The organism is Geodermatophilaceae bacterium NBWT11, assembly GCA_014218215.1.
Classification (GTDB): Bacteria; Actinomycetota; Actinomycetes; order Mycobacteriales; family Geodermatophilaceae; genus Klenkia.
The window spans coordinates 4,073,748-4,098,113 of record CP043652.1 but is presented as its reverse complement, the minus strand read 5'-3'; the positions used below and the strand labels follow the sequence as shown (position 1 = coordinate 4,098,113).

Here is a 24,366-nt window from a genome sequence, read left to right as displayed (position 1 = left end):
CAGCAGCAGGGCCACCTCGACCGCCAGGAGGAGATCACCGTGTCGGAGAAGAAGGTCGTACTTGTCACCGGAGCCGCCCGCGGTCTGGGCATCGACATCGCCCGCGCCGCGCTGGCCGCCGGCCACCAGGTGGTCGCCACCGCCCGCGACGCCGCCCGCGTCACCGCCGTGCTCGGTGAGTCCGACGACGTCCTCGCCGTCACCCTCGACGTCACCGACCCGACCAGCGTGCAGGCCGCCGTGGACGCCGCCGTGCAGCGGTTCGGCCGGATCGACGTGCTGGTCAACAATGCCGGGTCGTTCCAGGCCGGGTTCTTCGAGCAGATCAGCCCCGAGCACTTCCAGGCCCAGATGGACACCAACTTCACCGGCCCGCTCACCGTCACCCGCGCGGTGCTGCCGCTGCTGCGGGCCCAGCGCTCGGGCGTGGTCGTCACGATCACCTCGACCGCGGGCATCGTGGGCGGTGCCTTCACCTCGGCCTACGCGTCCTCCAAGTTCGCCCTCGAGGGCTTCATGGAGTCCCTGGCCCCCGAGGTCGCCCCGTTCGGCATCCAGACGCTGACCGTGGAGCCCGGCTTCTTCCGCACCGAGCTGCTCACCCCCGAGTCCACGACCGTCCCCGACTCGACGATCGAGGACTACGCCGCCGGCACCGAGGCCACCGTCGCCGCCTTCGCCGGGATGAACGGCCAGCAGGTCGGCGACCCGGCCAAGCTCGCCACCGCCCTGATCGAGCTGGCCACCCGCGAGCAGGTCCCGGCCCGCTTCGTCGCCGGAGCCGACGCCATGGCCGGCATCGAGGCCCGCCTCGCGACCCTGCAGGCCGAGATCGACGCCCTCCGCGAGCTCAGCTCGTCCCTCTCCCACGACGCCTGAACCCCAGTAGAGGACCCCCTGCCATGACAGCACCCACGACCACTCCGCTCGGCATCATCGGCGCCGGTGCGATCGGCAGCACGCTCGCCCGCCTCGCCGTCCGTGCCGGCCTCGACGTGGTCATCGCGAACTCCCGCGGCCCGGAGACCCTGACCGACCTGGTCGCCGAACTCGGCGTACGAGCTCGCGCCGCCACCGCGGCCGAGGTTGCCCGCCAGGCCGACGTCGTCATCGCCGCGATCCCGCTGATCGCCCACACCGCGCTGCCCGCCGACGCACTCGCCGGGAAGACCCTCGTCGACACCACGAACTACTACCCCCAGCGCGATGGGCAGATCGCTGCACTCGACGAGCAGCAGATGACGGCTAGCGAGCTCGTCCAGGCCCACCTCCCAAACACCCGGCTGGTGAAGGCGTTCAACAACATCACCTTCGCCAGCCTCGGCAACGGTGCCCGCGCCACCGGGGCCGCTGACCGCAGCGCCCTGCCCATCGCCGGGGAGGACGCCGACGCCAAGCAGCAGGTGGTCGCGCTGCTCGACGTCCTGGGCTACGACGCAGTCGACATCGGAGGGTTGGCCGACAGCTGGCGCACCGAACCGGGCACGCCCGCCTACTGCGACCCCTACATGCCGGCCTGGCCCACCGAGAAGCTCAGCCTGGACGAACTCCTCGGCTGGCTGCTCGCCGCCCCGGTGATCCGATGTCCACGGACAAGCTGACCGACCTGGTCTCCTCAGCCACCCGCGGCCCGGCAGGGGGCTCCTTCCCCGAAACCACCTGACGTTCGCTCGCGCGCGACCTCGCGTCGCGCGCGAGCGGTCACCTCGCCACGGGCTGCCTCCGGCGACACCTTCTAGGAATCGTGCAGAAGGCATTCCAGTTTCAGACCAGGTCGTGAGCCGTGTCCGCAGGACCGGATACGGGGGTTTGTGCGCTGCAGATGGACCGTGACCAGACCCGCCATGTGGGGTGGGAGTCGAAGCGATCGGCTGCGGTCAGCGCTTGAGGGCACCGGTCATGGCGAGTTCGGCGGCGACGGTGTGGACCTTGCGGTTGGTGTGCTGGCTGGCTGTCACCAGCAGAGCGAACGCCTCATCGGCGGTGATCTTGAAGCGTTCCATGAGGATGCCCTTGGCCTGCCCGATGACGTCGCGGTTGCTCAGCGCCGAATGCACGCCCTCCAGCTCCTGGGCGCCGGCCAGAGCGACCGCAGCGTGTGAGGAGATCAGCAGCCCCACCCGCTCGGACTCCTCATCGAACGCCGCTGGTCCGGTGGCCAGCACGTCCAGGGAGCCCAGGGTGGTCCCGGTGACGAACAGCTGGAAGCAGACCATGCTGCGAGCGCCCAGCTCGGCGACCCGGGCCGACAACTCCGGCCACCGCTCATCGGTGGCCAGATCGGCCACCCGCACCGTCTCCTGGTCGAACAGGGCGTCCAGGCAGGGGCCCTGCCTGGTCTGTGACTGCAGGACGTCGAACAGCCGAGCCCGGTCGCTGCTGGCCGCTGCAGAACGGGCGGTCCTTCGTTGCTCGGCCACGGTGATGGTGGCGTCCTCGGCCCCGGGGACCATCTGGACGACGCTGACCACGATGTGGTCCAGCACTTCTTGGGAGCTGGAGAACCGCTGCATGTCCCGGGCCAGCACGGTCAACTGCTCAGCCAGCTCGTCGGCGCCCGCGGTGGACCCGCTGTCATGCCCTGATGGCTGACCCGCGGTCAGAGACGTGTCGTCGTGCGACAGCAAGGGGGCCACTCTCCGTGGGTGGGGGACTCGGGCATGGCCGCAGTGAGGCGGCCCCGCGCGCACCGGGCTGGACACGCCGGGCCTGGCCCCAATCGCGATCCATGGCTCGCCACCTGGGTTAGGGCCATGGCACCACACGACGCCCCGTCTTGTCCCGGTCCGAATGCGGCAATCTGAAACGGTCGCGACGCAATTCCCCCGACCGGTACGCACCACGCGCCCTTGCCATCACGTGCTGTGGCAAACGCCCTCGCCGGGGGTCGGCTCCGGGTCGGGTGGGGAGACGCGGAAGTGCTGGGTGGCTGCCTGTCCGTCGCCGTCGGCAACGCGGCTGATCAGCTCGGCGGCCAGTTCGAGCACCTTGATGTTGGTGTTCTGCGAACGCTGTGACAGTGCAGCGAAAGCCTCGTCGGCCGTCATCGTGAGCGCGAAGCTGAGGATCCCTTTGGCCAGGTCGATGACCGCACGGCTCTCCATGGCCCGGCGCAGGCCCTCCACTTCCTCCACTGCGAGGTCATAGGCGTGCCGGTTGGCCACGGAGACCGCGGCCTGCCGGGCCAATCTGAGGGACGCATGGCGGGCCGCGTCGGTGAAGCCGTCGACGGTGGTGCTGTAGAGGTTCAGCCCCACCTTCACCCCGTCCATGGCCACCGGTACAGGCACAGAGAACGAGCTGAGCGCACCCCGGCGCACAGCCCCGGCCAGGTAGACCGGCCAGCGCCTGTCCTCCCGACTGTTCCTCACCCACCGGGCGGTGCCGGTGCGGGCGGCATCCACGCACGGGCCGAACCCGGATCCGTACTGCGCCTCATCGAGTTCGTAAGCCAGCAGCCCGGTCCACGCCACCGAGGACACCTTCCCCCCGCGCATCAACGTCACCGACGCCTCGGCCACCCCAGGTACGTGGGCGCGGGCCATCTCGGCGACCTTCTGCAGCACCGCCGTCGTGGAGTACTCCACGAGCAGCATCTGACCCAACTCGGCGGTACCGGCCATCACCCCGGCAAGGACGGCGTCCCCGGCCGCGGTGGGGACATAGGGCCCTGGTTGCACAGCCGCGGGGGTCGGTGCCGGCGGTCTCACGATGACCCGTCGCGGTACCGCTGCAGGGGTGACCGATCCCGGCCCTTCGTGCTGAGTGGAGGTCGTGCTCGGTCCAGAGCGGATCGGGTCAGCTGGGGAGCTCATGTGGGGCCTCTTGGCAGGCACGCCTGCGGGCGGGCCGCCGCCGATGAACATCCACAGCGTCCCTAGGGGATGCCAGTTGCTGGACGTCCCGCCGGCCTGAACCGGTGTCCCGACTGTAAGGGCCGTGTCGCGATCGCCGACGGGTGGCCGTCTTCCCTCCGGTTCAGAGCCCGACATGGCGGTGAACGGGAGTTCTCAGGCCGGCGGCCCCGTCGGTCCCTGTCACGTGGCGCCGTGGCCCGCCGGCCGGAGCCCAGCCACCCTCGGCAGGCGCGATGGCGGAGTGCAGACGGCCGGCGTCAGTAGCTGAAGGTGGTGGCCGCTTCGTCACCGATCCACGACCACATCGGAACGGTCCCGGCAAGCTCGGCATTGGCGATCAGGCTGCCCCCGTCGAGGGCCTTCGCGTCGAAGCAGATCGGGCACACGAAGTAGCGGCCACCGGCATCGGCGTAGCGCCGGAGGAGATCCCGCAGCGGCGGACAGCCGTCGCAGGCCACGCCGACCGCGAAGCCCTCGAGTGCGAGACGGACCGCTTCCTTCGTCAAGAACATCAACGTCGGCCGGCCCGATTCCGCGGCACCGACGGCGACGAGGAAGGCGACCGTCACCTTCTCGGCATCCTCGAGCCCGGTGGTCAAGCTGATCACTGCCTTGTTGGACACGTGCTTCTCCTTCGATGCGAAACGGATCAGCGTGCCGGTGACACCGTCACACCGTCGTGCCGTGCCCCCGCCGTCCGAGCTGTTCGTCGAGCCCGGTGAGGGACGTGTCCACCTCCTCGCTGGCTCTCCTGCCCACCGAGTGGAGAGGGCTGGGTGCGGGGACGTGCGCCACGGACGTCTCACGGTTCGGCCTGCGGCAACCGCCGGGCACACCGTGTGTCGCCGCCTGGTACCGCGTGACCGGCGCGGTCCACCGTGTCGTCGCTGGGGAGAGCTGCACGGGCCGCAGCCCCCGGCTCGCACGACGCCATGGCGCGACTCGGCTGCAGCACTGCTGCTCGGGTTCCTGCGGCACCGTCGCCGTCATGACGGGAGACTAGGGATCGCGGGCAGCCAGGAGAAGCCCTGCCGGCGCGCCCGGTCGGAGCAGTCGACCTCTCCACCGCCCAGCACGTCTCCCTCTGGAGCCCTCCGCCCGCGCCGCACCCCTCGCCGGGGGTGCTCTGGGGTGGCCGCTGCACAGCCTCCGATCAGCAGCCCCGGGCGCTACCAGGAGACACGGCTGATGGCTGGTTGCTGCACCGGTTGCTGTACCGCCCCCGCGTGAGCACACCACTGCGTATGTCCTGAGGGAGTCCCTGACCAGGTGTTTCGTGCCCGGCCAGAGTCACCGACCCCTGTGATCCACTCAAACTGACGCCAGCGCGTTGCTGTACTCACTGCAACCCTGGTCGTGACGGTCACGGCCCGACAACCGCTTGACCAGCATGTTTGCACGTATTCGGCCGCACCCGGGGATGGCTACCCCTTGTCCGACCGTCAAGTGCGCACAAAAGCGGGCCGCCCCGATGGGACGACCCGCCTCTGACCTGCTGTTTCTCTGTCGGGCTGACAGGATTTGAACCTGCGACCCCTTGACCCCCAGTCAAGTGCGCTACCAAGCTGCGCTACAGCCCGAGCTCGCGGCGCGCGGGGCGCCGGTGAGCTGCGTGGAGGAGATTACCCCACGCGGTGGTGGCCTCCGGGAGGCGGGTCAGCCCTTGCGGGCGTCCCGCGCCTTGCTCTCCCGCACCTTGACCGACACGTCGATCGGGGTGCCCTCGAAGCCCCACTTCTCGCGGAGCTTGCGCTCCAGGAAGCGGCGGTAGCCGGCCTCGAGGAAGCCGGTGGAGAACACCACGAAGCGCGGCGGGCGGACGTCGGCCTGCGTGACGTACTTGATCTTGGAGACCTTGCCGCCGCGGGGCGGGGGCGGGGTCTCCTGGACCAGGGCGCGGATGAAGTTGTTCAGCTCGGCGGTGGGGATGCGGTACTCCCACGAGGCCAGGGCGTCGCGCAGGTGGTCAGCGAGCTTGTTCACCCCGCGGCCCTTGAGCGCGGAGATGTTCACCCGGTGTGCCCACTTCACCCGGGAGAGGTCACGCTCGATCTCCTTCTCCAGCTGGGCGTGCCGGTCCTCGTCGAGGGTGTCCCACTTGTTGATCGCGATGACCAGCGCCCGGCCGGACTCGATCACCTGGGTGATCACCCGCTGGTCCTGCTCGCTGATCACCTCGTCGGCGGCCAGCAGCACGATGGCGACCTCGGAGGCCTCGATGGCGGCCTCGGTGCGCAGGCTGGCGTAGTACTCGGTGCCGCTCGCCGTCCCCACCTTGCGCCGCAGGCCCGCCGTGTCGACGAACCGCCAGGGCTCGCCGCCCAGGGTGACCAGGGAGTCGACCGGGTCGACGGTGGTGCCGGCGACGGAGTCCACGACGGAGCGCTCGGACTTCGACAGCCGGTTGATCAGGCTGGACTTGCCCACGTTGGGCCGCCCGACCAGCGCCACCCGGCGCGGGCCGCCCTCCTCGAGGGACTCCCGCGGCGCCTCGGGCATCGCCTCGAGCACCAGGTCGAGCAGGTCGCCGGCGCCGCGGCCGTGCAGCGCGCTGACGCTGAACGGCTCGCCCAGACCCAGCGACCACAGCTCGGCCGCGTTGGCCTCGCCGCGCTCGTCGTCGACCTTGTTGGCGACCACGATCACCGGGGTCTTCGAGCGCCGGAGCACCCGGGCGGCCGCGAGGTCGGTCTCGGTGACGCCCACGGAGGCGTCCACGACGAGCACGATCACGTCGGCGGTCTTCATCGCGTACTCGGCCTGCCGGGCGATCGAGGCGGCCATGCCCGACGCCTTGGGCTCCCAGCCGCCGGTGTCGACGACGCTGAACGTCTTGCCGTTCCACAGCGCCTCGTAGGAGATGCGGTCGCGGGTGACGCCGGGGACGTCCTGCACGACGGCGGCGCGGCGGCCGATGAACCGGTTGACCAGCGTGGACTTGCCGACGTTGGGCCGTCCGACGACGGCGACGACGGGGTTGGGGGCCTTGCTCATGTGCGTTCTCCTGCTCCTACCGCTCGCAACGCCAGCGCGACGACGGCCTCGACGACCGCGTCGCGGTCCAGGTCGGTGCTGTCGACGACGATGGCGTCCTCGGCGGGCCGCAGCGGACTGTCCGCGCGGCTGCTGTCGTACTCGTCCCGACGGCGCAGGTCGGCAGCGAGTGCCTCGACCTCGGCGGCGTCGGTGAGGCCCAGTTGGCCGGCCCGGCGCTGGGCGCGGGCCTCGGGGGCTGCGGTCAGGTAGACCTTGCAGGTCGCGGCGGGCAGGACGACGGTGCCGATGTCCCGCCCCTCCACCACCACGGCGGTGGCGCCGGCGACCAGGGCGCGCTGCTGGTCGACCAGCTGCCGGCGGACGGCGGGGACGGCGGAGACCGGGGACACCGCGCGGGTGACCTCTCCCCCGCGGATCCGCTGCACCACGTCGACGCCGTCCACGGTGACGGTCTCGGTGCCGGCCGTCGTCCCCACCCGGATGTCGGCGGCGGTGACCGTCTTGGCCACGGCCTCGGCGTCCTCGAGGTCGATCCCGGCGTCCAGCACGGCGACCGTCGCGGCGCGGTACATGGCCCCGGTGTCGAGGTAGGCGGCGTCCAGACGCGCCGCGACGAGGCGCGCGACGCTGGACTTGCCGGTCCCGGAGGGACCGTCGAGCGTGACCTGTCCGACGAAGGCGGTCACTGGGCGATGTCCCGGCGGAGGGCGACGGCGCCACGCAGGTACACGTGCTGCACGTCCGCGCGCGGGCGGGGGGTGTCGACGTGGGCCATCAGCCGCAGCACTCGGGGCAGGGCGTGCGGGACGGCGATCTCGGTCGCGCACATCAGCGGCACGTCACCGAGCCCGAGCTGGCGCGCGGCCAGCGCCGGGAACTCCGACGTCAGGTCGGGCGTCGCGGTGAACAGGATGCTGATCAGGTCCTCCGAGGCCAGCTCGTTGCGCTCGAGGACGGCGCTGACCAGCTCGGCGGTGGCCTCGAGGACCTCGTCGCGGTCGTCGGCGTCGACCTGCGTCGCGCCCCGGATGGCTCGGACGGCCACTGCGTTCTCCTGACATCGTGGAACAGGCGCCCGGTGAGCCGGGCGCCTCGATCGAGTCTAGGTCGGGCTCAGAGCCCGACGAGCTCCTGCAGCGAGCCGACCTCGGCGCGCGAGAGCTTGCGGATGACGCCGGTGCGCATCCGGGCCAGCTGCACCGGCCCGACGGCGGTGCGGGTCAGCCGGGAGACCGGCAGGCCGACCTCGGCGAGCAGCCGACGCACGATGTGCTTGCGGCCCTCGTGCAGCACCAGCTCGACGACGGACTGCCCGGCGTGGGTGTCCATCAGCTCGAAGCCGTCGACGGAGACCGGCCCGTCCTCCAGCTCGATCCCGGCCTTGAGCCGGCGGCCCAGGTCACGGGAGACCGAGCCCGACACCTGCGCCATGTAGGTCTTCTTGACCTCGTAGGAGGGGTGCGCCAGCCGGTGGGCGAGCTCGCCGTCGGTGGTCAGGATGAGCAGGCCCTCGGTGTCCTGGTCCAGACGGCCGACGTGCACGATGCCCTTCTGCAGGTCACCGACCATGTCCCCGACGGTGGGCCGGCCGCGGTCGTCGCTCATCGCGGTGATGACGCCGAAGGGCTTGTTCATGGCGTAGGTGACGCGGTCGTTGCGGATCTCGATCCGGGTGCCGTCGACGGCGACCTGCACGGTCGCCGGGTCGACGCGCATGCCCTGGACCAGGACGACCTTGCCGTCCACGGCGATCCGGCCCTCCTCGATCATGTCCTCGCAGACCCGTCGCGAGCCCACGCCGGCGCGGGCGAGCACCTTCTGCAGCCGCTCGCCCTGGCCCTCGGCGAGCGGAACGACCGCCTCGCGGTCACCGGGGTGCGCGGGGGCGAGCTCCATGTCCTCGGACCACACGCCCTGCTCGTCACCCTGGGCGGGGTCGAGGTCGGTGTCGTCGGTGGGGCGGGGGTCGGTCATGGGGAGGTCCTCAGGATTCAGGGTGTTCGTCGAGCACGGTCCGGGCCTCGGGCAGCAACGGGGCGAGCTCGGGGAGCTCGTCGAGGCCGGTCAAGCCCAGCCGTTCGAGGAACAGCGGGGTCGTGGCGTAGAGCCCACCGCCGCTGTCGGGGTCGGTGCCGCACTCGTACACCAGTCCCCGGGAGGCCAGGGTACGCACCACCGCGTCCACGCCCACCCCGCGGATGGCCGAGACCCGGGCCCGGGTGACCGGCTGGCGGTAGGCGATGACGGCCAGGGTCTCCAGTGCGGCCTGGGTGAGCCGGGCCCGGCGGCCGTCGGTGAGGTACCGCTCGACGACGGCGGCGTGGTCCTCCCGGGTGTACAGCCGCCAGCCCTCCCCCACCCGGCGCAGCACCACGCCGGCCCCGCGGGCGTCGTAGTCCGCGCCCAGCTCGACCAGCGCCCGGCGCACCTGGCCGACGGTGCAGCGCAGGGTGGCCGCGAGCGTCCCGTCGTCCACCGGGGTGTCGACGACGAACAGCAGCGCCTCCAGCCCGCCGCGCAGCTCGGCGGGGTCCACCTCGTCCGGGACGACGCCCAGCTGCGACCGTGCGGCGTCCGGATCGGCCTCCTCGACCGGCACCTCGTCCAGCGGCCGCAGCGGGGGGCCGTCGGGGTCCGGGCGGACCCGGACGGGGGCGGCGTGGGTCTCGACGGGCACCGGCGGGAGGTCCGGCGCCGCCGGGACCCCCAGCGAGGCCGCCAGCGCGCGGGCTGCGGCGTCCCAGGCGTCCGGGTCGGCGGTGCGTCCGGTCCGGTCGTCGGCCTCCGCGGCGGCGAGCTCGGCGGCGATCCGCTCCCAGGAGAAGCTCACGCGTACTCCTCCAACGCCCCCGCGTCGGCGTCGGCGTCCTCCCCGGGCAGCCGGCCCCCGACCAGCCGCGGCCCGGTCCAGTGCACCGACAGCTCACCCAGCGGGGTCTCCTGGGTGAAGTCGACGAGCCGCTGCCGGTAGAGCTCGAGCAGCACGAGGAAGCGGGCCACCACCTCGAGCCGGTGCCCGCAGTCCGCCGACAGCTCGGCGAAGGAGAGCTGCCCGGCGCGGGCCACCCGGCTGCGCACCAGCAGCAGCTGGGCGGCGACGCTGACGGCGGGGGCGTGCAGGTGCCCGGTGGCCACCGTCGGCGGCGGCGTGGGGGTGAGCGCCTGGGCAGCCAGGGCGGCGAACTGCTCGGGGGTGACGCCCAGCAGCACCTCGGGCAGCAACGCGGCGAACCGCGGCTCCAGCGCTACGTCGCGGGGGAAGCGGGTGGCGGCCTCGCTCTCCCGGACCCGGAGGAACCCGGCGACCTCCTTGTAGGCCCGGTACTGCAGCAGCCGGGCGAACAACAGGTCGCGGGCCTCGAGCACCTCGAGGTCGTCGTCGTCCTCCACCTCGGCCGCCGGCAGCAGCCGGGCCGCCTTGAGGTCGAGCAGGGTTGCTGCGACCAGCAGGAACTCCGAGGCCTGGTCGAGGTCCAGGACGTCGCCCAGGCCGTGCAGGTGGGCGATGAAGTCGTCGGTCACCTGCGACAGCGCGATCTGGGTGACGTCGAGCTGGTGCCTGCCGATCAGCTGCAGCAGCAGGTCGAACGGGCCCTCGAAGTTGGTCAGCCGCACCCGGAAACGGCCGTCGTCGGCCGCCCCCGTCGGAGGTGCGGCCGACGTGATCACGACGTCGACCCTAGGAGCTGCGGAACCGCCGGACCAGCACGGAGTCCTCGCCGTTGGCGTCCAGGTCGGCCAGCAGCACGGCCAGTGCCTCGCGGACGATCCGCCCGCGGTCGGCCACCACGCCGTGCTGACCGCGCAGAGTCAGCCGGGCGCCCTCGATGGCCAGCAGCTCCTCGGCCGAGCAGTAGACGGTGATCTTCTCCTCGTGCTTGGTGCGCTCACGGGTCGACCGACGGCGGGTGGCCGGGCCGGTGACCGGCAGGGTCGCCCGGATGCCGGCGAGCTCGTCGACGGGGGCCTCCCGCACCAGCTGCAGCGGGCTGGCCGCAGGCACCGCCTCGACGACGGGTGCCTCGGGTTCGGGCTCGACGGGCCGGCGGCCGGCGTTGCCGCGCAGCGCCGGGGAGGCGGCTGCGGCGGCCAGGGAGGGCAGTTCGGAGACCGGCGCGGTGCCACCGGCGCCGCCGGAGGCAGCGTCGGTGCGTCGGAAGAACAGCTCGCTCGCGCCGGGGAGGACGGGGCGACGGGTCACAGGTCCAGGACCTCCTTGGCCAGGTTGCGGTAGGCCTCGGCACCGGTGGAGGTGGGCGCCCAGGTGGTGATCGGCTGCCCGGCGACCGTGGTCTCGGGGAAGCGCACGGTGCGGGTGATGACGGTCTGGAACACGGTGTCGCCGAAGGCCTCGACGACGCGGCTGAAGACCTCGCGGGCGTGCACGGTGCGCGAGTCGTACATGGTGGCGAGGATGCCGTCGACCTCCAGGGAGGGGTTCAGCCGCTCCTTGACCTTGTCGATGGTGTCCACCAGCAGCGCCACCCCGCGGAGGGAGAAGAACTCGCACTCCAGCGGGATGATCACGCCCTGCGCGGCGGTGAGCGCGTTGACCGTGAGCAGCCCGAGCGAGGGCTGGCAGTCGATGAGCACGTAGTCGTACTCCTGGCGCACCTCGGCCAGCACGCGCAGCAGCGACTGCTCGCGGGCGACCTCGCTGACCAGCTGCACCTCGGCAGCGGACAGGTCGATGTTCGAGGGCGCCAGGTCCAGCCCGCGCACGTGGCCGACATCGCGGATGATCACGTCGCGCAGCGTGGTGTGCCGCTCCATGAGCGCGTTGTAGACGGTGCGCTCGAGCTGCTGGGACTGGACGCCGAGCCCGACCGACAGCGCGCCCTGCGGGTCGAGGTCGACCAGCAGCACCCGGCGGCCCTGCTCGACGAGGGCGGCACCCAGGTTGATCGTCGACGTCGTCTTGCCGACGCCGCCCTTCTGGTTGCACATCGCCACGATGCGGGCCGGCCCGTGCCGCTCGATCGGCTTGGGGTCGGGCAGCGGACGCTGGCGGGCCTTCGCCGGGTCGGCACGGCCGGCGGGCACGCCCATCGGCGCATCGCCTGCGTACGGCTGCGCGACGGCTGAGCTCGTCACGACCGGTGTCGCCATCCTCGGTGCCTCTTCCCCATGGTGGTGCGGTGCTCTCCCGGGCGAACCTAGCTACGAGACCCGGAGGTCCGGTGCAGGCTCGCCGTGTCGACATGTCGCCGTACAGACACGTCATCGGCAGCCGACGCGCCGTCCTTGACCACCCGGGGTGATCGGAACCCGACCGAGAGCGACGTCACTGCAGGTCAGCGCAGGGCGCGGGGGTGGCTGGTCGCGTAGACCTCGCGCAGCCGGTCCACGGTCACCAGCGTGTAGACCTGGGTGGTCGTCACCGACGCGTGACCGAGCAGCTCCTGCACCACCCGGACGTCGGCGCCACCGTCGAGCAGGTGGGTGGCGAAGGAGTGCCGCAGCGTGTGCGGGGAGAGGTCGGCGAGCTCGGCCAGCCCGGCCCGCTCGGCCGCCTGCCGCAGCACCGTCCACGCCGACTGCCGGGACAGCGGACCACCGCGGGCGTTGAGGAACAGGGCCCCCCGGGTCGCCCGCCCGACCGACAGCGCCGGCCGGGCCCGCACCAGGTAGTCCTGCACCGCCCGGACGGCGAAGCTCCCGACCGGCACCACCCGCTGCTTGCCGCCCTTGCCGGCCAGCCGGACCACCGACGCCGCGGGGTCGCCGGACACGTCCAGGTCGTCGACGGCGAGCCCGACCGCCTCGGAGATCCGGGCCCCGGTGCCGTAGAGCAGCTCCAGCAGCGCCCGGTCCCGCAGCCCGCGCGGGCCCTCCAGAGCCCCGGCGGCCTCCAGCAGCTGCTCCACCTGCTCGACGGTGATCGCCTTGGGCAGCCGGCGGCCCGGGGTGGGCGGGCGCACCTCGGCAGCGACGTCGTCCCCGACGAGACCGTCGAGCAGGGCGAACCGGTGCAGCCCCCGGACGGCGACCACCGCGCGGGCCGCCGAGGTGGCCGACAGCGGCGGGTGCTCGTCGTCCCCGGCGCGCAGCGCGACCAGGAACGCGGCGACGTCGGACTCGCCCACCTCGTCGAGGCCGCGCACCCCGGTGGCGGCGAGGAAGGCGGTGTAGCGGCGCAGGTCACGGCGGTAGGAGCTGACGGTGTTGGCCGCCAGCCCGCGCTCGACGGTGAGGTGGTCCAGCCACCCGGTGACCACCCGCTCGATGCCCACACCCTCGACCCTAGGGCCGACACCCCCCGGGATCCCGGCGCACCGCAGGGCAGCCCGGAGGATCACCGCATGCGCCTGTACGCCGACCGCCCCGACCACCGCACCCGTCAGGTGCTCCTCGACCTGCTCCTGCTGGGCTGGACGGTGCTGTGGGTGACCGTGGCCCGGGTGGTGCACGAGGCGGTGCTGGTGCTGGCCGGTCCGGGGGTGGAGCTGGAGCAGCTGGGCGCCTCGATCAGCTCGACGATGGGCGACGCCGCCGGGGTGGCCGAGGACGTGCCGCTGGTCGGCGACGACCTCGCCGTCCCGTTCCAGGCGCTGGGTGACTCCGGCAGCGGGGTGGCCGGCGCCGGACAGGGGCTGCAGGACGCCGTCGCCACCCTGGCCCTGGTGCTCGCCGTCGCCCTGGTGGTGCTGCCGGTCGGCTGGGCGCTGAGCAGGTGGCTGCCCTGGCGGTTGCGGTGGGCCCGGGAGGCCACGGCGGCGACCCGGCTGTCGGTCACCGCCCCCGACCTGGAGCTGCTGGCCGCCCGGGCCGTGGCGACGGCGTCGCTGCCGGCGCTCGCCGGGCTGCCGGCCGGGACCGGGGCGGCCTGGCGGGCCGGGGACCCCGCCGCGACCCGGGCCCTGGCCGGTCTCGAACTGCGCCGGCTCGGGCTGGCGGCGCCCTCAGAAGGAGCTGTCGACCGCCCGCAGGGTCGGTGACCCGGCCCGCTGCGCCGCCGCGGCGAGGATGCCGATGACCGCGAGGGCGTTCTTCACCGTGCCGTCGAAGACCATCTGCACGGCCCGGTCGAAGGGCACCCGCTCGACGGTCATGTCCAGCTCCTCGTGCTCGACGACGAACCCCTCGGGCCGCTCGACCGGGGAGAGCCCCTCGGCCAGGTAGAGCCCGACCATCTCGGTGCAGAAGCCGGGGGTGGACAGCGAGGTGGTCAGCAGCTGCCACCGCTCGGCGGCGAGCCCCACCTCCTCGGCGAGCTCCCGCTTCGCCGTCTCCAGCGGGGGCTCGCCGTCGGCGTCCCGCAGCCCGGCCGGCAGCTCCCACAGGTGCTCGCCGATCGCGTGCCGGTACTGCTTGAGCATCACGACCGCGCCGTCCTCGTCCAGCGCCAGGACGCCGACCGCGCCCGGGTGGGTGACGATCTCGCGCACCGAGGAACCGCCCTCGGGCATGGCCACGGTGTCCTTGCGCAGCGAGATGACCCGCCCGCTGTAGACCTCCTCGGTCTCGAGGACCTCGTACACGGTCAGATGCCCATCTCGGCGTGGCCGGGGACCGGGAGGCGTGCCGACTCCTGGAAGTCCACCGCGGCCTTCACCAGCCCGGCGAAGAGCGGGTGCGGCCGGGTGGGCCGGCTCTTCAGCTCGGGGTGGGCCTGGGTGCCGACGTAGAACGGGTGCACGTCGGCGGGCAGCTCGACGAACTCGACCAGGGTGCCGTCCGGGGATGTGCCGGAGACGACGAGACCGGCGGCGGTGAGCTGGTCGCGGTAGGCGTTGGCCACCTCGTAGCGGTGCCGGTGCCGCTCGGTGACCTCGGTGGCCCCGTAGGCGCCGGCGGTGACCGAGCCCTTCACCAGCGTGGCCGGGTAGCTGCCCAGCCGCATGGTGCCGCCCATGTCGCGGTCGCCGGCGACGACGTCGAGCTGCTCGGCCATCGTGGAGACCACCGCGTGCTCGGTCTCCGGGTCGAACTCGGCGGAGTTGGCGTCCTCGATGCCGGCCAGGTTGCGGGCGGTCTCGATGACCATGCACTGCAGGCCCAGGCACAGCCCCAGCGTCGGGATGCCGTTGACGCGGGTGTGCCGCAGGGCGCCGAGCTTGCCGTCGATGCCGCGCACGCCGAACCCGCCGGGCACGCAGACGGCGTCCACGCCCGACAGCGCGGTCGCCGCCCCCTCGGGGGTCTGGCAGTCGTCGGAGGGCACCCAGCGGATCTGCACCCGGGTGCGGTGGGCGAACCCGCCTGCGCGCAGCGCCTCGGTGACCGACAGGTAGGCGTCGGGCAGGTCGATGTACTTGCCGACCAGGCCGATGGTGACGGTGGTCTTGGGGCCGTGGACCCGCTCGAGCAGGTCGCCCCACACGGTCCAGTCGACGTCCCGGAAGGGCAGCCCGAGCCGGCGGACGACGTAGGCGTCCAGCCCCTCGCCGTGCAGCACCTTGGGGATGTCGTAGATCGACGGGGCGTCGGCGCAGGAGATGACGCCCTCGAGGTCGACGTCGCACATCAGGCTGATCTTGCGCTTGAGGCCGGTGCCGATCTCCCGGTCGGCCCGGCAGACCAGCGCGTCGGGCTGGATGCCGATGCTGCGCAGGGAGGCCACCGAGTGCTGGGTCGGCTTGGTCTTCAGCTCGCCGGAGGGCGCGATGTAGGGCACCAGCGAGATGTGCAGGAAGAAGACGTTGTCCCGGCCGATCTCGTGCCGCACCTGGCGGGCGGCCTCCAGGAAGGGCAGCGACTCGATGTCGCCGACCGTGCCGCCGATCTCGGTGATGACCACGTCGACCGGGTCGCCGTCCCGGCCGCTGGCCTCGGCCCCGGACAGCATCCGGGCCTTGATCTCGTTGGTGATGTGCGGGATGACCTGGACGGTGTCGCCGAGGTACTCACCGCGGCGCTCCTTGGCGATGACGTCGGAGTACACCTGCCCGGTGGTCACGTTGGCCCGGCCGGTGAGGTCGGTGTCCAGGAAGCGCTCGTAGTGCCCGATGTCCAGGTCGGTCTCGGCGCCGTCCTCGGTGACGAACACCTCGCCGTGCTGGAACGGGTTCATCGTCCCGGGGTCCACGTTCAGGTAGGGGTCCAGCTTCTGCATGGTGACCCGCAGCCCACGGGCGGACAGCAGGGCCCCCAGCGAGCTCGCGGTCAGTCCCTTGCCGAGGGAGGACACGACGCCACCGGTCACGAAGACGAACTTCGTCGGGGCGGAGTTGGGGAGCAGGTTCCGAGGTTCAGCCAGTCGCGCCACGGGCGGTCACGCTAACACGGTCGGACTCCCCCACCCCGCCGTCGGCAGAGGGTGCTGCGTCACCGGTCTCGACGGTGCGGGGAGCCGCGGCCAGCCACACCAGCAGCGGCACCAGCAGGGTCGCCGCCGTCGCCGGGACCGCGACCCCGGAGTCGTTCACCGCGGCCGCCACGGTCAGGCTCAGGGCCACCGCCAGCAGCCCGGCCCGCAGCACCCGGACGTCGGCGGCCGGCAGGCCACCCGGGCTGGCGTCGGGCCCGCGCTCGGGTCGGCTGCGCAGCAGACCGCCCGGGCGAAGGAGCCAGAACGCGGCCACCGCCGCGACCAGCAGCGTGTAGGCCAGCGGGCTGCCGAGCAGGATGCCGAGGTTGGCCTCGGCCTTGCGGGTGACCACGGTCCAGGCCTGCCCGTCCAGGACCTGCGCGACGAAGCGTCCGAGGTGGCTGCGTTCGGAGGCCGGCCGGGTCCAGTCCAGCACCGCCACCGAGCCGACGACCACGACCGCGGCGGCCAGTACCCCGACCAGCCGGACGACGGTCACCCGGATGCCGCCCAGCAGCATCGCCAGCAACAGGAACCCGGGCACCGCGGCGAGCACCCCGCCGAAGTCCCGGCCCAGCGAGGGCGCACCGACCAGCCCGACGGTGACCACGCCGACCACCAGCACGGTGACCAGCGCCCGCCGCCGTCCCTCCCCCGCGCCGCGGCGGGCGACCCAGGCCGCGGCCCCGGCGGTGAGCAGCAGCGCTGCGACCGGCATCAGGCCGAAGGTGAGGTTGCCGTAGCCGGTGAACCGCCCGGCCACGATCGCGTCGTAGCCGAGCATCCCGTCCAGCTCGAGGTGCGAGCCGGTGAGCACGTCCAGGGCCAGCGTGGCCACCGTGACCCCGAGGACGACGACCGGCGGACCCAACCGTCGGCGGCGCCACGGCCCGGCCCAGGCCAGCCCGGCGACCAGCACGGTGGCCAGGGCGATCGACCCGGCCAGGGCCAGCCGCGGGGAGTCGGCGAGGTGCCAGGGCGCGACGTTGCCCAGGTAGGTGCCCACCGGCAGGGACGCGGCGACCAGGCAGACCGGGCGCACCCAGTGCCGCAGCCGGTTGCGGGTGGCCAGGCTGGGCCGGTGCCGGCTCCACCAGCGGCGCAGCCGCACCGGGGTGAACCCGGGGCTGCGGCCCCCGCCGAGGGTGAGCATGCCCAACCCGACGACGGCGGCTGACACCAGCACGAGCAGCCAGAACACGTCGCCGGTGCTGCGGTAGTGCACGACGGCCCGGGTGTTGGCCTGGTCCAGCAGCTGCGTGGCCCCGGCCAGCGCGGGCCGGTCCCCCTCGGCCCGGACCGCCTGGCCGTTCATCGAGGCGGGCTCGGGCAGCCCGAGGGCGCGCAGCACGGTGGGGGCGGTGTCGATGAGCTGGCTGAACGGGGCCCGGCCGGTGCTCGCGGAGGTCAGCCAGCCGGTGCCGAAGCCGGGACCCGAGGCCATGGACACGTGCAGCTGGGGCCGGCCGTCGTTGACCTCCGAGACGCCCTGGACGAGCAGGAGGGTGGAGCCGGGCAATGTCGCGAGGGCGTCCTGCACGGTGGCCAGCGCCTGGTCGATCTGCAGCAGCGCGCCGGCCCGGGGCAGCGGCTCGGTGCCGGTGTCGGTCTCGTCGGCACTGGGCTGCCCGGCGTCGGTCAGCTGGTCCAGGCCCACGAGCCCGAGCGGACAGGCCCCCAGCAGCGCGCTGAGCGTGCCGGTGTCGGGCAGCTCCTCCCGCAGGTCCACCGCGGTGCCCTCGGCCGCCACGGCCACCGTCGCGGCCCGGCTCACCACCGACGCACACCCCACCGCGTCGCCCAGCGCACCGGGCTCGGCGCCGAAGCGGTCGGTGGCGGGGTCCGCGGCGATGGCCGCGACCGCGGCCGTGGGGTCGGCCAGCCCGATGTTGCCGATCTGCTCCTGGGTGCCGCAGTAGGACAACGAGGTGTCCTGCGCGGCGTCGCGGCCGAGGAAGCCCGGCTCGGGGACCGGGGTGCCGCCGTCGAGGGGGGCACCGGTCTCGTCTGTGGGCAGCGGGACCGGCGGGATCGGGTCCTCCGGGGCCGCCCAGCGGGCCCGGTTGCCGGCGCCCAGCGTGGCCCAGCCGTCGAGCACGCACGTGGTGGGCCGGGCGGCCCGCACCGACAACGCACCGATGGACGACTCCCCGGCCAGCGCCCACAGCGTCGGGGTGCGGTCGGGGTCCAGGTCCGACCACACCAACCCGGGGACGCCGACGACGACCACCCGGTCGGCGGCGTAGGCGTCGTCGCCGGTGGCCGCGGCCGCCGGCGGGGCCAGGCCGAGCAGGAGCGCGACGACGGCGAGGAGCCCGAGCAGGGCACGCTCAGCCCGGCGCACCGAGCAGCTCCCGGTAGACGGCGACCAGCTGGGCGGCGGTGCCGGCCTCGTCGGGCCAACCGGCGGCCTGCGCCCGCCCCGCGGCCGACAGCCGGGCGGTGCGCTCGGGGTCGGTGAGGACGGCGGTGACCCGCTCGGCCAGCGCCACCGGGTCACCGGGCGGGACCAGCTCGGCGGCCTCGCCCACGAGCTCGGGCACGCCCCCGACCCGCGTCGCCACCAGCGGGGTGCCCGAGCGCAGCGCCTCCTGGGCGGTGAGCGAGCGGGCCTCCCAGACCGAGGGCAGGACGGCGACGTCGGCGGCGGCGAGCAGGTCGGCCACGTCGGTGCGTCGCCCCAGCAACCGGACCGGCAGCCGCTCGGAGTCGATCCGCCGGGTCAGCTCGGCCTCCAGCGGGCCGTCGCCGGCGACCACGGTCAGCGGGGTGGGGCCGGGGGCCTGCGCCCAGCGTGCGGCCGCGGCGAGCAGGGTGTCGTAGCCCTTCTGCGGGTGCAGCCGGCCCACCGCCACGACGAGCGGGCGACGGTCGTCCAGGCCCAGCTCGGCCCGCACCTGCGCCCGGGACCGGGTCGGCGGGGGCAGCGGGGGCGCCGACACCGGGGCGAGCCGCACGTCGCGGGCGCCCTGGGCGAGCGCGTTCTCGGCCAGGTCCGCCGACGCGGCGAGCACCAGGTCCGCGCTGCGCACGGTGGCCGCCTCGAGCCGGCCGAGCACCCGGGTCCTCAGCCCACCGCCGGGCTGGAGGGCGTTGTGCAGGGTGAGCACCAGCGGGACGCGGGTGCCCCGGCGGGCCGCGGCGGCGACCAGGCCGGCGCGCAGGCCGTGGGCGTGCACCAGGTCCGCTCCGCGGGTGGCCCGGGCCAGCGCGGCGACGGCCCGGACGTCGGCGACCGGGTCGAGCCCGCCGGAGATGCCGACCGGCCGGAAGGCCGCGGCGGCGGAGAACCCGAACAGCTCGTCGGTGGCGGCCGGACCGCAGACCCGCACCAGCGCGCCGGCCCGGCCCAGCGGGGTCAGCAGCGAGCGGAGGTGGGTGCCCACACCGCCGGTGCTGGTGGCCAGCACCTCGGCGATCCGGCGTCCGGCCAGCGGCTGTCCCGTCACGGCGTCCCCTCCCCCTGTGCTGTCGCGTCGGCTCCCCGGAGTCCTCGGACGGCGGCCAGCAGCGGCCGCCGCGCCGTCCCCATCATGACCGCCGCGGCGACCAGGAGCACGACGCCACCAGCGAGGACGCCGATCCCGACGGCCCCGAGCACCCCGCCCCGGGGCACCGCCCCGTCCCCCAGCGTGCGGGCCACCCACAGCCCGGCAGCGCCGGCCAGGACAGCCGCGACGAGGGCGGGCACCCCCGTGCGGGCCAGCCCGGCCAGCGTCTCCCGTCCGGTCACCCGGGCGACGACGACGAGCAGGCCGATGCCGGCGACGGTGACGCCGACCGTGTGCCCCAGCCCGAGCGCGACCGCGCGGTCCTCGACCGGCAGCGCCCGGGCGAGCACCAGGTCCGCGGCGACGGCCACCAGCCAGCCACCGCACACGCACACCGTCGGGGACCGCCACAGCCCGCGGGCGTACAGCGCGCGGGTGAGCACCGCGACCAGGCCGTAGCCGACCAGCCCGGGCACGAACGCGACGATCGTCGGCTGCAGTGCGGCGGCCGAGCCGGCGTCCCGGGCGGCGGCGAAGAACACCCGCGCCATCGGCCCGGACACCGCGACCAGACCCGCCGCGGCGACGGCCGAGAACACCACCACCAGCACGGTGACCGGCGCGACCACCCGGCGGTAGCCGGCGTCGTCCCCCTGCGCCGCGCGCTCGCTCATGCCCGGGAACGCCGAGGTCGCCAGCGGCACCGCGAGCGCCGCCCAGGGCAGCAGGAAGAGCGTCATGCCGGCGAAGTACACGACCTGGGTGCCGTCGGGGACGGCGGCGTCGTTGGCCAGCCGGATCGCGACGACGGCGACCAGCTGCTGCCCGGCGAGGGTGAGCACCCCGGCCAGCGCCAGCCGGCGCACCCGGGGGGCCGCGCCGACCGGGAAGCGCAGCCGGGGGCGCAGGCCCAGCCGCAGGCCACGCAACGGGAGCAGCAGGCACGCCGCCAGGGCGACCACCCCGAGCGTCGTCCCCACGCCCAGCACGAGCTCGGCGCGCCGGGACAGGTCGGCGACGTCCCGGCCACCGCCGATCCCGGCGAAGGTCAGGTAGGCCCCGGCGACGACGACGCTGGACAGCAGCGGGGCCAGTGCCGGCCCGGCGAACCGGCGGTGCGCCTGCAGCACGCCGGTGAGCACGACGGCCAGGCCGTAGAGCACGACCTGGGGGGCGAACACGACCAGGAACCGCGCGGCCAGGTCGACCTTGGCCGGGTCGGCGGCGTCGTCCCCGAGCAGGCCCTCGGCGATCGGCCGGGACAGCAGCGCCAGCGCCACGGCCAACGGGGTGAGCACCAGCAGGGTCCAGCCCAGCAGCGCCGAGGCGGTCTGCCGCACCTGCTCGCGGTCCCCGGCGGCGATCCCACCGGCCAGCATCGGGACGACGAGGCTGGCCAGCGCGCCGCCGGCGACGACCTCGAAGACGATGTTGGGGACGTTGTTGGCGGCCTGGTAGGTGTCCCCGGTGCTGGCCGCTCCGACGGTGTTGGTGAAGACGACGGTGCGGCCGAAGCCGGCGACCCGGGCGACGACGGTGAGCACGGCGATGAGCGCGGCCGCCCCGGCCACGCCCCGGACGGCCTGCTGCCGGGTCACCTCAGGCGGGCTGCCGGCCGAGCCGGTCCAGCTCGCGCAGCCCCGGGGTGGCCTCGATGACCGAGGTGAAGCTGATCTTCTCGCTGGCCAGGGTGAGCGCGGTGACCACGGTGAGGGCGGCGATCCGGGCCGGCCGGGACCCCCCGGCGGCCAACCGCAGGCCGAGCAGGGCACCGAGGGCGTTGGCCCCGCAGTCCCCGAGCATCACCTTCTCCCCCAGGTCGTCGGGCAGGGTGGCGAGCGCGGCGCCCACCGGGCCGGCGACCAGCCCGCCGGCGGGACCGCCGAGGGTGGCGGCGGCCAGGAGCGAGCCGGCCTTGGCGGCCCGGCCGGGCCGCAGGTCCAGCAGGTTGACCAGGTTGGCGGTGCCGGCGACCAGGCCGGTGGTGAGCACGCCGTCCACGAGGGCACCCACGCCCGAGCCGCGGCGGGTCAGCAGGGCCGCCGCCACCCCGGCGGCGCCGATGCCGGCGACCTTCACCGCACCGGCGGACACCCGCCCGGCGCGCAGCGCGGCGAGGTGGCCGGCCAGGCCCTTGTCGCGGGCCTGCTCGGGGCGGGCCCCGGCGAGGTCGTCGTAGCCGCCGACGACGGCGGACACCGTGCCGACCAGCGCGGACGCGCCTGCCCACCCGGCCGGCGCCCCGGCCGCCGAGGTGGCCGTGGCGGCCGCGGCCAGGACCGGACCGCCGAGCAGCGTGAGCGGCCGGCCGGCGTAGTTCACCCGGGCCCACCGGGCGGCACCCGGGCGGTCGGCGACGGCGCCCGAGGCGGCCAGCCCGGCCCGGGCGAGCCCTGCCCCGGCGGCGGCCAGCAGCAGCCGGCGGGCCATCAGTTGGCGGGGGCCGGCGTCGGGACCGGCGGGACGGGCTGGGCGTCCTCGCCGGTGCCGTACTTGCCCGAGGTGCCCTGCGCCTCGCTGGACAGCGCCAGCACGGTGCTGATCCGGCCCTCGGGGGCGTTCACGTTGTCCACCGTGGACACCTGGGTGGAGGCCTCGGTGTCGGCGCGGATGGTGCCGACCAGACCGGTCTCGCCGGCGGCGGCGGAGTCCCCGGACACCACGGTGCCCTGGCCCCGCTCGTCCAGGGCCACGGCGAGCTGGGACAGCGCGGTGTTGCGGGCCTCGGCGTCGTCCCCGGTCAGGGCGCCGGAGGTGAGGAACACCGCGTGCTCGGCGGCGGCGACGTCGGGGCTGTCCAGGCTGAGCACGTCGAGCGCGGACAACCCGGCGAGCACCTGGGCGGTGGCGGTGGAGTCCGGCACGACCGACTCCCCGCCCTCGACGGCGGGCGCCGGGATCTGGAGCACCTGGGCCAGCAGGGCGGCGACCAGCTCGCCGGTGTCGTCGGTCTCCGGCAGCGTCACGCCCGAGGGCAGCCCGCCGGGGCTGGTGAGGAAGCTCTGCAGGCTCTGGGCGGTCTGCGGGTCGCTGTAGGCCGGGGTGAGCCGGACGGCGCCGGTCACGGTGGCACCGGACGCCTCGATCAGCGAGGTGACCTCGTCCACCAGGTCGGTGTCGACGTCCTCGTTGCCGAGCACCAGCACGACCGAGGACCCGGTCAGGGTGCCGGCGACCAGCGCGGGCCCGACCTCCTCGGCGAAGCCGCCGGTGGCGTCGAGCTGGGCCTGCAGCCCCTGCGTCTCGTCCTCCAGGGCGCGCTTGTCCTCCTGCAGCCCGGCCACCTGGGTCTGCAGGTTGTCCAGCAGGCCCCCGTTGAGGGCGGTGGTGCCGATGACGATCCCCAGCGCGACGGCCAGGAAGACCGCGATCAGGGAGACGAGGTGGTAGCGGAAGTCGATCACGAGAAGAGGTTCTCCAACCAGAACACGAAGCTGTCCCACTGGTCGACCAGCAGGTCGACGTAGATCCGCCCGGCCGTGGACACCGCGAGCGCGGCGCCGATCGACACGAGGGCGGCGAGCACGAGCAGGACGAGGGCGAGGGTCGAGATGCGGCTGCGGTACAGCCGGCTGACGCCCTTGGCGTCGACCAGCTTGCCGCCCAGCCGCAGGCGGGTGAGGAACGTCGAGGCCATGCCGCCACGGCCCTTGTCCAGGAACTCCACGAGCGTGGCGTGGGTGCCGACGGCGACGATGAGCGTGGCGCCCTTCTCGTCGGCCAGCAGCATCGCGATGTCCTCGCTGGTGGCCGCGGCCGGGAAGGTGATGGCCTCGACGCCGAGGTCCAGGACGCGCTGCAGGCCCGGGGCGCGGCCGTCGGCGTAGGCGTGCACGACCACCTCGGCACCGCAGCGCAGCACGGAGTCCGACACCGAGTCCATGTCCCCGATGATCATGTCCGGCTGGTAGCCGGCCTCGATGAGCGCGTCGGCCCCGCCGTCGACCCCGATGAGGACGGGGCGGTAGTCCCGGACGTAGGACCGCAACGCGCCGAGGTCCTCCTTGTAGTCGTAGCCCCGCACGACGATGAGCACGTGCCGGCCCTCGATCTGGGTGGCCACGTCCGGGACGCCGACGCCGTCGAGCAGCAGCGCCCGCTCGGTCTTCATGTACTCCATCGTGTTGGCGGCGAAGGCCTCCAACTGGGTGGAGAGCCCGGCGCGCGCCTCGGTCATCGCCTCGGCGATGGTCTCCTCGGTCTGCTCGGTGCCGGTGGCCACCACGGTGTCCCCGGCGTAGAGGGTGTCGCCGTCGAGCCGGACGGTGGTGCCCTCCTTGAGGTCGGCGAAGACCTCCTTGCCCACGTTGTCCAGCAGCGGGATGCCGGCGGCGGCCAGGATCCCGGGGCCCAGGTTGGGGTAGCGGCCGGAGGTGCTCGCCGCGGCGTTGACCACCCCGGCGACCTTGCAGGTGACCAGGGAGTCCGCGCTGACCCGGTCGATGTCGACGTGGTCGATGACGGCGATGTCGCCGGGTCGCAGACGCTTCGTGAGGTTCTTGGTCCGGCGGTCCAACCGCACGGTGCCGGTCGCCCCGGGAGCGGTGTCGGCGGCGCGACCACGCCGCAGGGTGCCGATGCGCATGGCGGCGATCGTCGCACGTCGGCGTGGGGCGCCGGGACGACGACGCGCTCCGGTCCGGCCCGACGGCCCCCGTGGAGCGCCGAGGGGACGGAGTCGTCCGATGACTGTGCGTGTCCGACACCACCGGTGGGCGACACGCCCGGCGCGCCCCCGACCGCGCCTCCGGAGGCCACAGCCGGGGTGTCT

At 74.0% G+C, this 24,366-nt stretch carries 21 protein-coding genes, 1 tRNA gene and 2 pseudogenes; 3 read left to right on the top strand and 21 right to left on the bottom strand.

All coding sequences use genetic code 11. The annotated features are described in order from the left end of the window. The first annotated feature begins 39 nt into the window (after nt 1-39). Nucleotides 40-879, top strand: a complete 840-nt coding sequence (locus F1C76_19910) for an SDR family oxidoreductase (GenBank protein ID QNG38513.1) — start codon at nt 40-42, stop codon at nt 877-879. 23 nt (nt 880-902) lie between these two features. Beyond that, nucleotides 903-1,663 (top strand): annotated as a pseudogene (locus F1C76_19905) (NADPH-dependent F420 reductase). Between the two features lie 214 nt (nt 1,664-1,877). On the opposite strand, the gene F1C76_19900 reads toward F1C76_19905, so the two are convergent. The 13 genes from F1C76_19900 to F1C76_19840 all read right to left on the bottom strand — a co-directional run bounded on the left by F1C76_19900 (nt 1,878) and on the right by F1C76_19840 (nt 13,072). Next, nucleotides 1,878-2,513, bottom strand: a complete 636-nt coding sequence (locus tag F1C76_19900) for a GAF and ANTAR domain-containing protein (GenBank protein QNG39409.1) — start codon at nt 2,511-2,513, stop codon at nt 1,878-1,880. 342 nt (nt 2,514-2,855) lie between these two features. Beyond that, on the bottom strand, nt 2,856-3,992 hold the full coding sequence (locus F1C76_19895; GenBank protein QNG38512.1) for an ANTAR domain-containing protein: 1,137 nt from the start codon (nt 3,990-3,992) through the stop codon (nt 2,856-2,858). Between the two features lie 122 nt (nt 3,993-4,114). Continuing rightward, complete coding sequence (locus F1C76_19890; GenBank protein ID QNG39408.1) at nt 4,115-4,465, bottom strand: peroxiredoxin; 351 nt, start codon at nt 4,463-4,465, stop codon at nt 4,115-4,117. Nucleotides 4,466-5,363: 898 nt separating this feature from the next. Continuing rightward, nucleotides 5,364-5,437 (bottom strand) — tRNA-Pro (locus tag F1C76_19885). A gap of 76 nt (nt 5,438-5,513) precedes the next feature. Further along, nucleotides 5,514-6,851, bottom strand: coding sequence for a ribosome biogenesis GTPase Der (locus F1C76_19880; protein ID QNG38511.1), 1,338 nt, complete (start codon nt 6,849-6,851; stop codon nt 5,514-5,516). Beyond that, nucleotides 6,848-7,540 (bottom strand): (d)CMP kinase, encoded by a 693-nt coding sequence (locus tag F1C76_19875; GenBank protein ID QNG38510.1) that lies wholly within the window; start codon nt 7,538-7,540, stop codon nt 6,848-6,850. The genes F1C76_19880 and F1C76_19875 overlap by 4 nt, the downstream gene beginning before the upstream one ends. Next, nucleotides 7,537-7,899, bottom strand: a complete 363-nt coding sequence (gene aroH / locus F1C76_19870; GenBank protein ID QNG38509.1) for a chorismate mutase — start codon at nt 7,897-7,899, stop codon at nt 7,537-7,539. Before aroH ends, F1C76_19875 begins: the two co-directional genes overlap by 4 nt. Nucleotides 7,900-7,967: 68 nt before the next feature. Beyond that, a complete protein-coding gene (locus F1C76_19865; protein ID QNG39407.1) occupies nt 7,968-8,750 on the bottom strand; it encodes an rRNA pseudouridine synthase in 783 nt (260 codons plus the stop codon). A gap of 88 nt (nt 8,751-8,838) precedes the next feature. Beyond that, nucleotides 8,839-9,684: an SMC-Scp complex subunit ScpB gene (gene scpB, locus F1C76_19860; protein ID QNG38508.1), complete on the bottom strand. Its 846-nt coding sequence runs from the start codon at nt 9,682-9,684 to the stop codon at nt 8,839-8,841. After that, nucleotides 9,681-10,523, bottom strand: a complete 843-nt coding sequence (locus F1C76_19855) for a segregation/condensation protein A (protein QNG38507.1) — start codon at nt 10,521-10,523, stop codon at nt 9,681-9,683. Before F1C76_19855 ends, scpB begins: the two co-directional genes overlap by 4 nt. A gap of 10 nt (nt 10,524-10,533) precedes the next feature. Further along, a complete protein-coding gene (locus F1C76_19850) occupies nt 10,534-11,055 on the bottom strand; it encodes a hypothetical protein (GenBank protein QNG38506.1) in 522 nt (173 codons plus the stop codon). Then, nucleotides 11,052-11,963, bottom strand: a complete 912-nt coding sequence (locus tag F1C76_19845; protein QNG38505.1) for a ParA family protein — start codon at nt 11,961-11,963, stop codon at nt 11,052-11,054. The genes F1C76_19850 and F1C76_19845 overlap by 4 nt, the downstream gene beginning before the upstream one ends. A 185-nt stretch (nt 11,964-12,148) precedes the next feature. After that, complete coding sequence (locus F1C76_19840) at nt 12,149-13,072, bottom strand: site-specific tyrosine recombinase XerD (GenBank protein QNG39406.1); 924 nt, start codon at nt 13,070-13,072, stop codon at nt 12,149-12,151. Nucleotides 13,073-13,156: 84 nt separating this feature from the next. Between F1C76_19840 and F1C76_19835 the strand changes: the two genes are divergently transcribed. After that, nucleotides 13,157-13,792: a hypothetical protein gene (locus tag F1C76_19835; protein ID QNG38504.1), complete on the top strand. Its 636-nt coding sequence runs from the start codon at nt 13,157-13,159 to the stop codon at nt 13,790-13,792. Here F1C76_19835 and F1C76_19830 read toward each other — a convergent pair. From F1C76_19830 to F1C76_19795, 8 genes and pseudogenes are all read right to left on the bottom strand, one after another. After that, on the bottom strand, nt 13,757-14,263 hold the full coding sequence (locus F1C76_19830) for an NUDIX hydrolase (GenBank protein QNG39405.1): 507 nt from the start codon (nt 14,261-14,263) through the stop codon (nt 13,757-13,759). The genes F1C76_19835 and F1C76_19830 overlap by 36 nt on opposite strands. A 74-nt stretch (nt 14,264-14,337) precedes the next feature. Further along, nucleotides 14,338-16,035, bottom strand: a complete 1,698-nt coding sequence (locus F1C76_19825) for a CTP synthase (protein QNG39404.1) — start codon at nt 16,033-16,035, stop codon at nt 14,338-14,340. A gap of 10 nt (nt 16,036-16,045) precedes the next feature. Then, nucleotides 16,046-18,448, bottom strand: a complete 2,403-nt coding sequence (locus tag F1C76_19820; protein QNG38503.1) for a hypothetical protein — start codon at nt 18,446-18,448, stop codon at nt 16,046-16,048. Further along, on the bottom strand, nt 18,435-19,553 hold the full coding sequence (locus F1C76_19815) for a glycosyltransferase family 4 protein (GenBank protein QNG38502.1): 1,119 nt from the start codon (nt 19,551-19,553) through the stop codon (nt 18,435-18,437). The genes F1C76_19820 and F1C76_19815 overlap by 14 nt, the downstream gene beginning before the upstream one ends. Then, nucleotides 19,550-21,193, bottom strand: a complete 1,644-nt coding sequence (locus tag F1C76_19810) for a virulence factor MviN (GenBank protein QNG38501.1) — start codon at nt 21,191-21,193, stop codon at nt 19,550-19,552. Before F1C76_19810 ends, F1C76_19815 begins: the two co-directional genes overlap by 4 nt. 1 nt (nt 21,194) lies before the next feature. Next, entirely contained in the window at nt 21,195-22,025 is an 831-nt protein-coding gene (locus F1C76_19805; GenBank protein QNG38500.1) for a hypothetical protein, read from the bottom strand. Then, nucleotides 21,914-22,999: pseudogene (locus tag F1C76_19800) on the bottom strand (copper transporter). The gene F1C76_19805 and the pseudogene F1C76_19800 overlap by 112 nt, the downstream one beginning before the upstream one ends. Beyond that, nucleotides 22,996-24,180 carry a hypothetical protein gene (locus tag F1C76_19795; GenBank protein ID QNG38499.1) on the bottom strand — a complete coding sequence of 395 codons (1,185 nt, stop codon included), beginning with the start codon at nt 24,178-24,180 and terminating at the stop codon, nt 22,996-22,998. The pseudogene F1C76_19800 and the gene F1C76_19795 overlap by 4 nt, the downstream one beginning before the upstream one ends. Between the last annotated feature and the right edge of the window lie 186 nt (nt 24,181-24,366).

What these genes read in the sequence shown, in the direction of transcription:
- F1C76_19900 (QNG39409.1), bottom strand. Translation starts at nt 2,513, where the DNA reads ATGCAGCGGTTCTCCAGCTCCCAAGAAGTGCTGGACCACATCGTGGTC.
- F1C76_19895 (QNG38512.1), bottom strand. Translation starts at nt 3,992, where the DNA reads ATGTCGGGCTCTGAACCGGAGGGAAGACGGCCACCCGTCGGCGATCGC.
- F1C76_19880 (QNG38511.1), bottom strand. Translation starts at nt 6,851, where the DNA reads ATGAGCAAGGCCCCCAACCCCGTCGTCGCCGTCGTCGGACGGCCCAAC.
- F1C76_19865 (QNG39407.1), bottom strand. Translation starts at nt 8,750, where the DNA reads ATGGAGCTCGCCCCCGCGCACCCCGGTGACCGCGAGGCGGTCGTTCCG.
- F1C76_19845 (QNG38505.1), bottom strand. Translation starts at nt 11,963, where the DNA reads ATGGCGACACCGGTCGTGACGAGCTCAGCCGTCGCGCAGCCGTACGCA.
- F1C76_19835 (QNG38504.1), top strand. Translation starts at nt 13,157, where the DNA reads ATGCGCCTGTACGCCGACCGCCCCGACCACCGCACCCGTCAGGTGCTC.
- F1C76_19830 (QNG39405.1), bottom strand. Translation starts at nt 14,263, where the DNA reads ATGCCCGAGGGCGGTTCCTCGGTGCGCGAGATCGTCACCCACCCGGGC.
- F1C76_19805 (QNG38500.1), bottom strand. Translation starts at nt 22,025, where the DNA reads ATGGCCCGCCGGCTGCTGCTGGCCGCCGCCGGGGCAGGGCTCGCCCGG.
- F1C76_19795 (QNG38499.1), bottom strand. Translation starts at nt 24,180, where the DNA reads ATGCGCATCGGCACCCTGCGGCGTGGTCGCGCCGCCGACACCGCTCCC.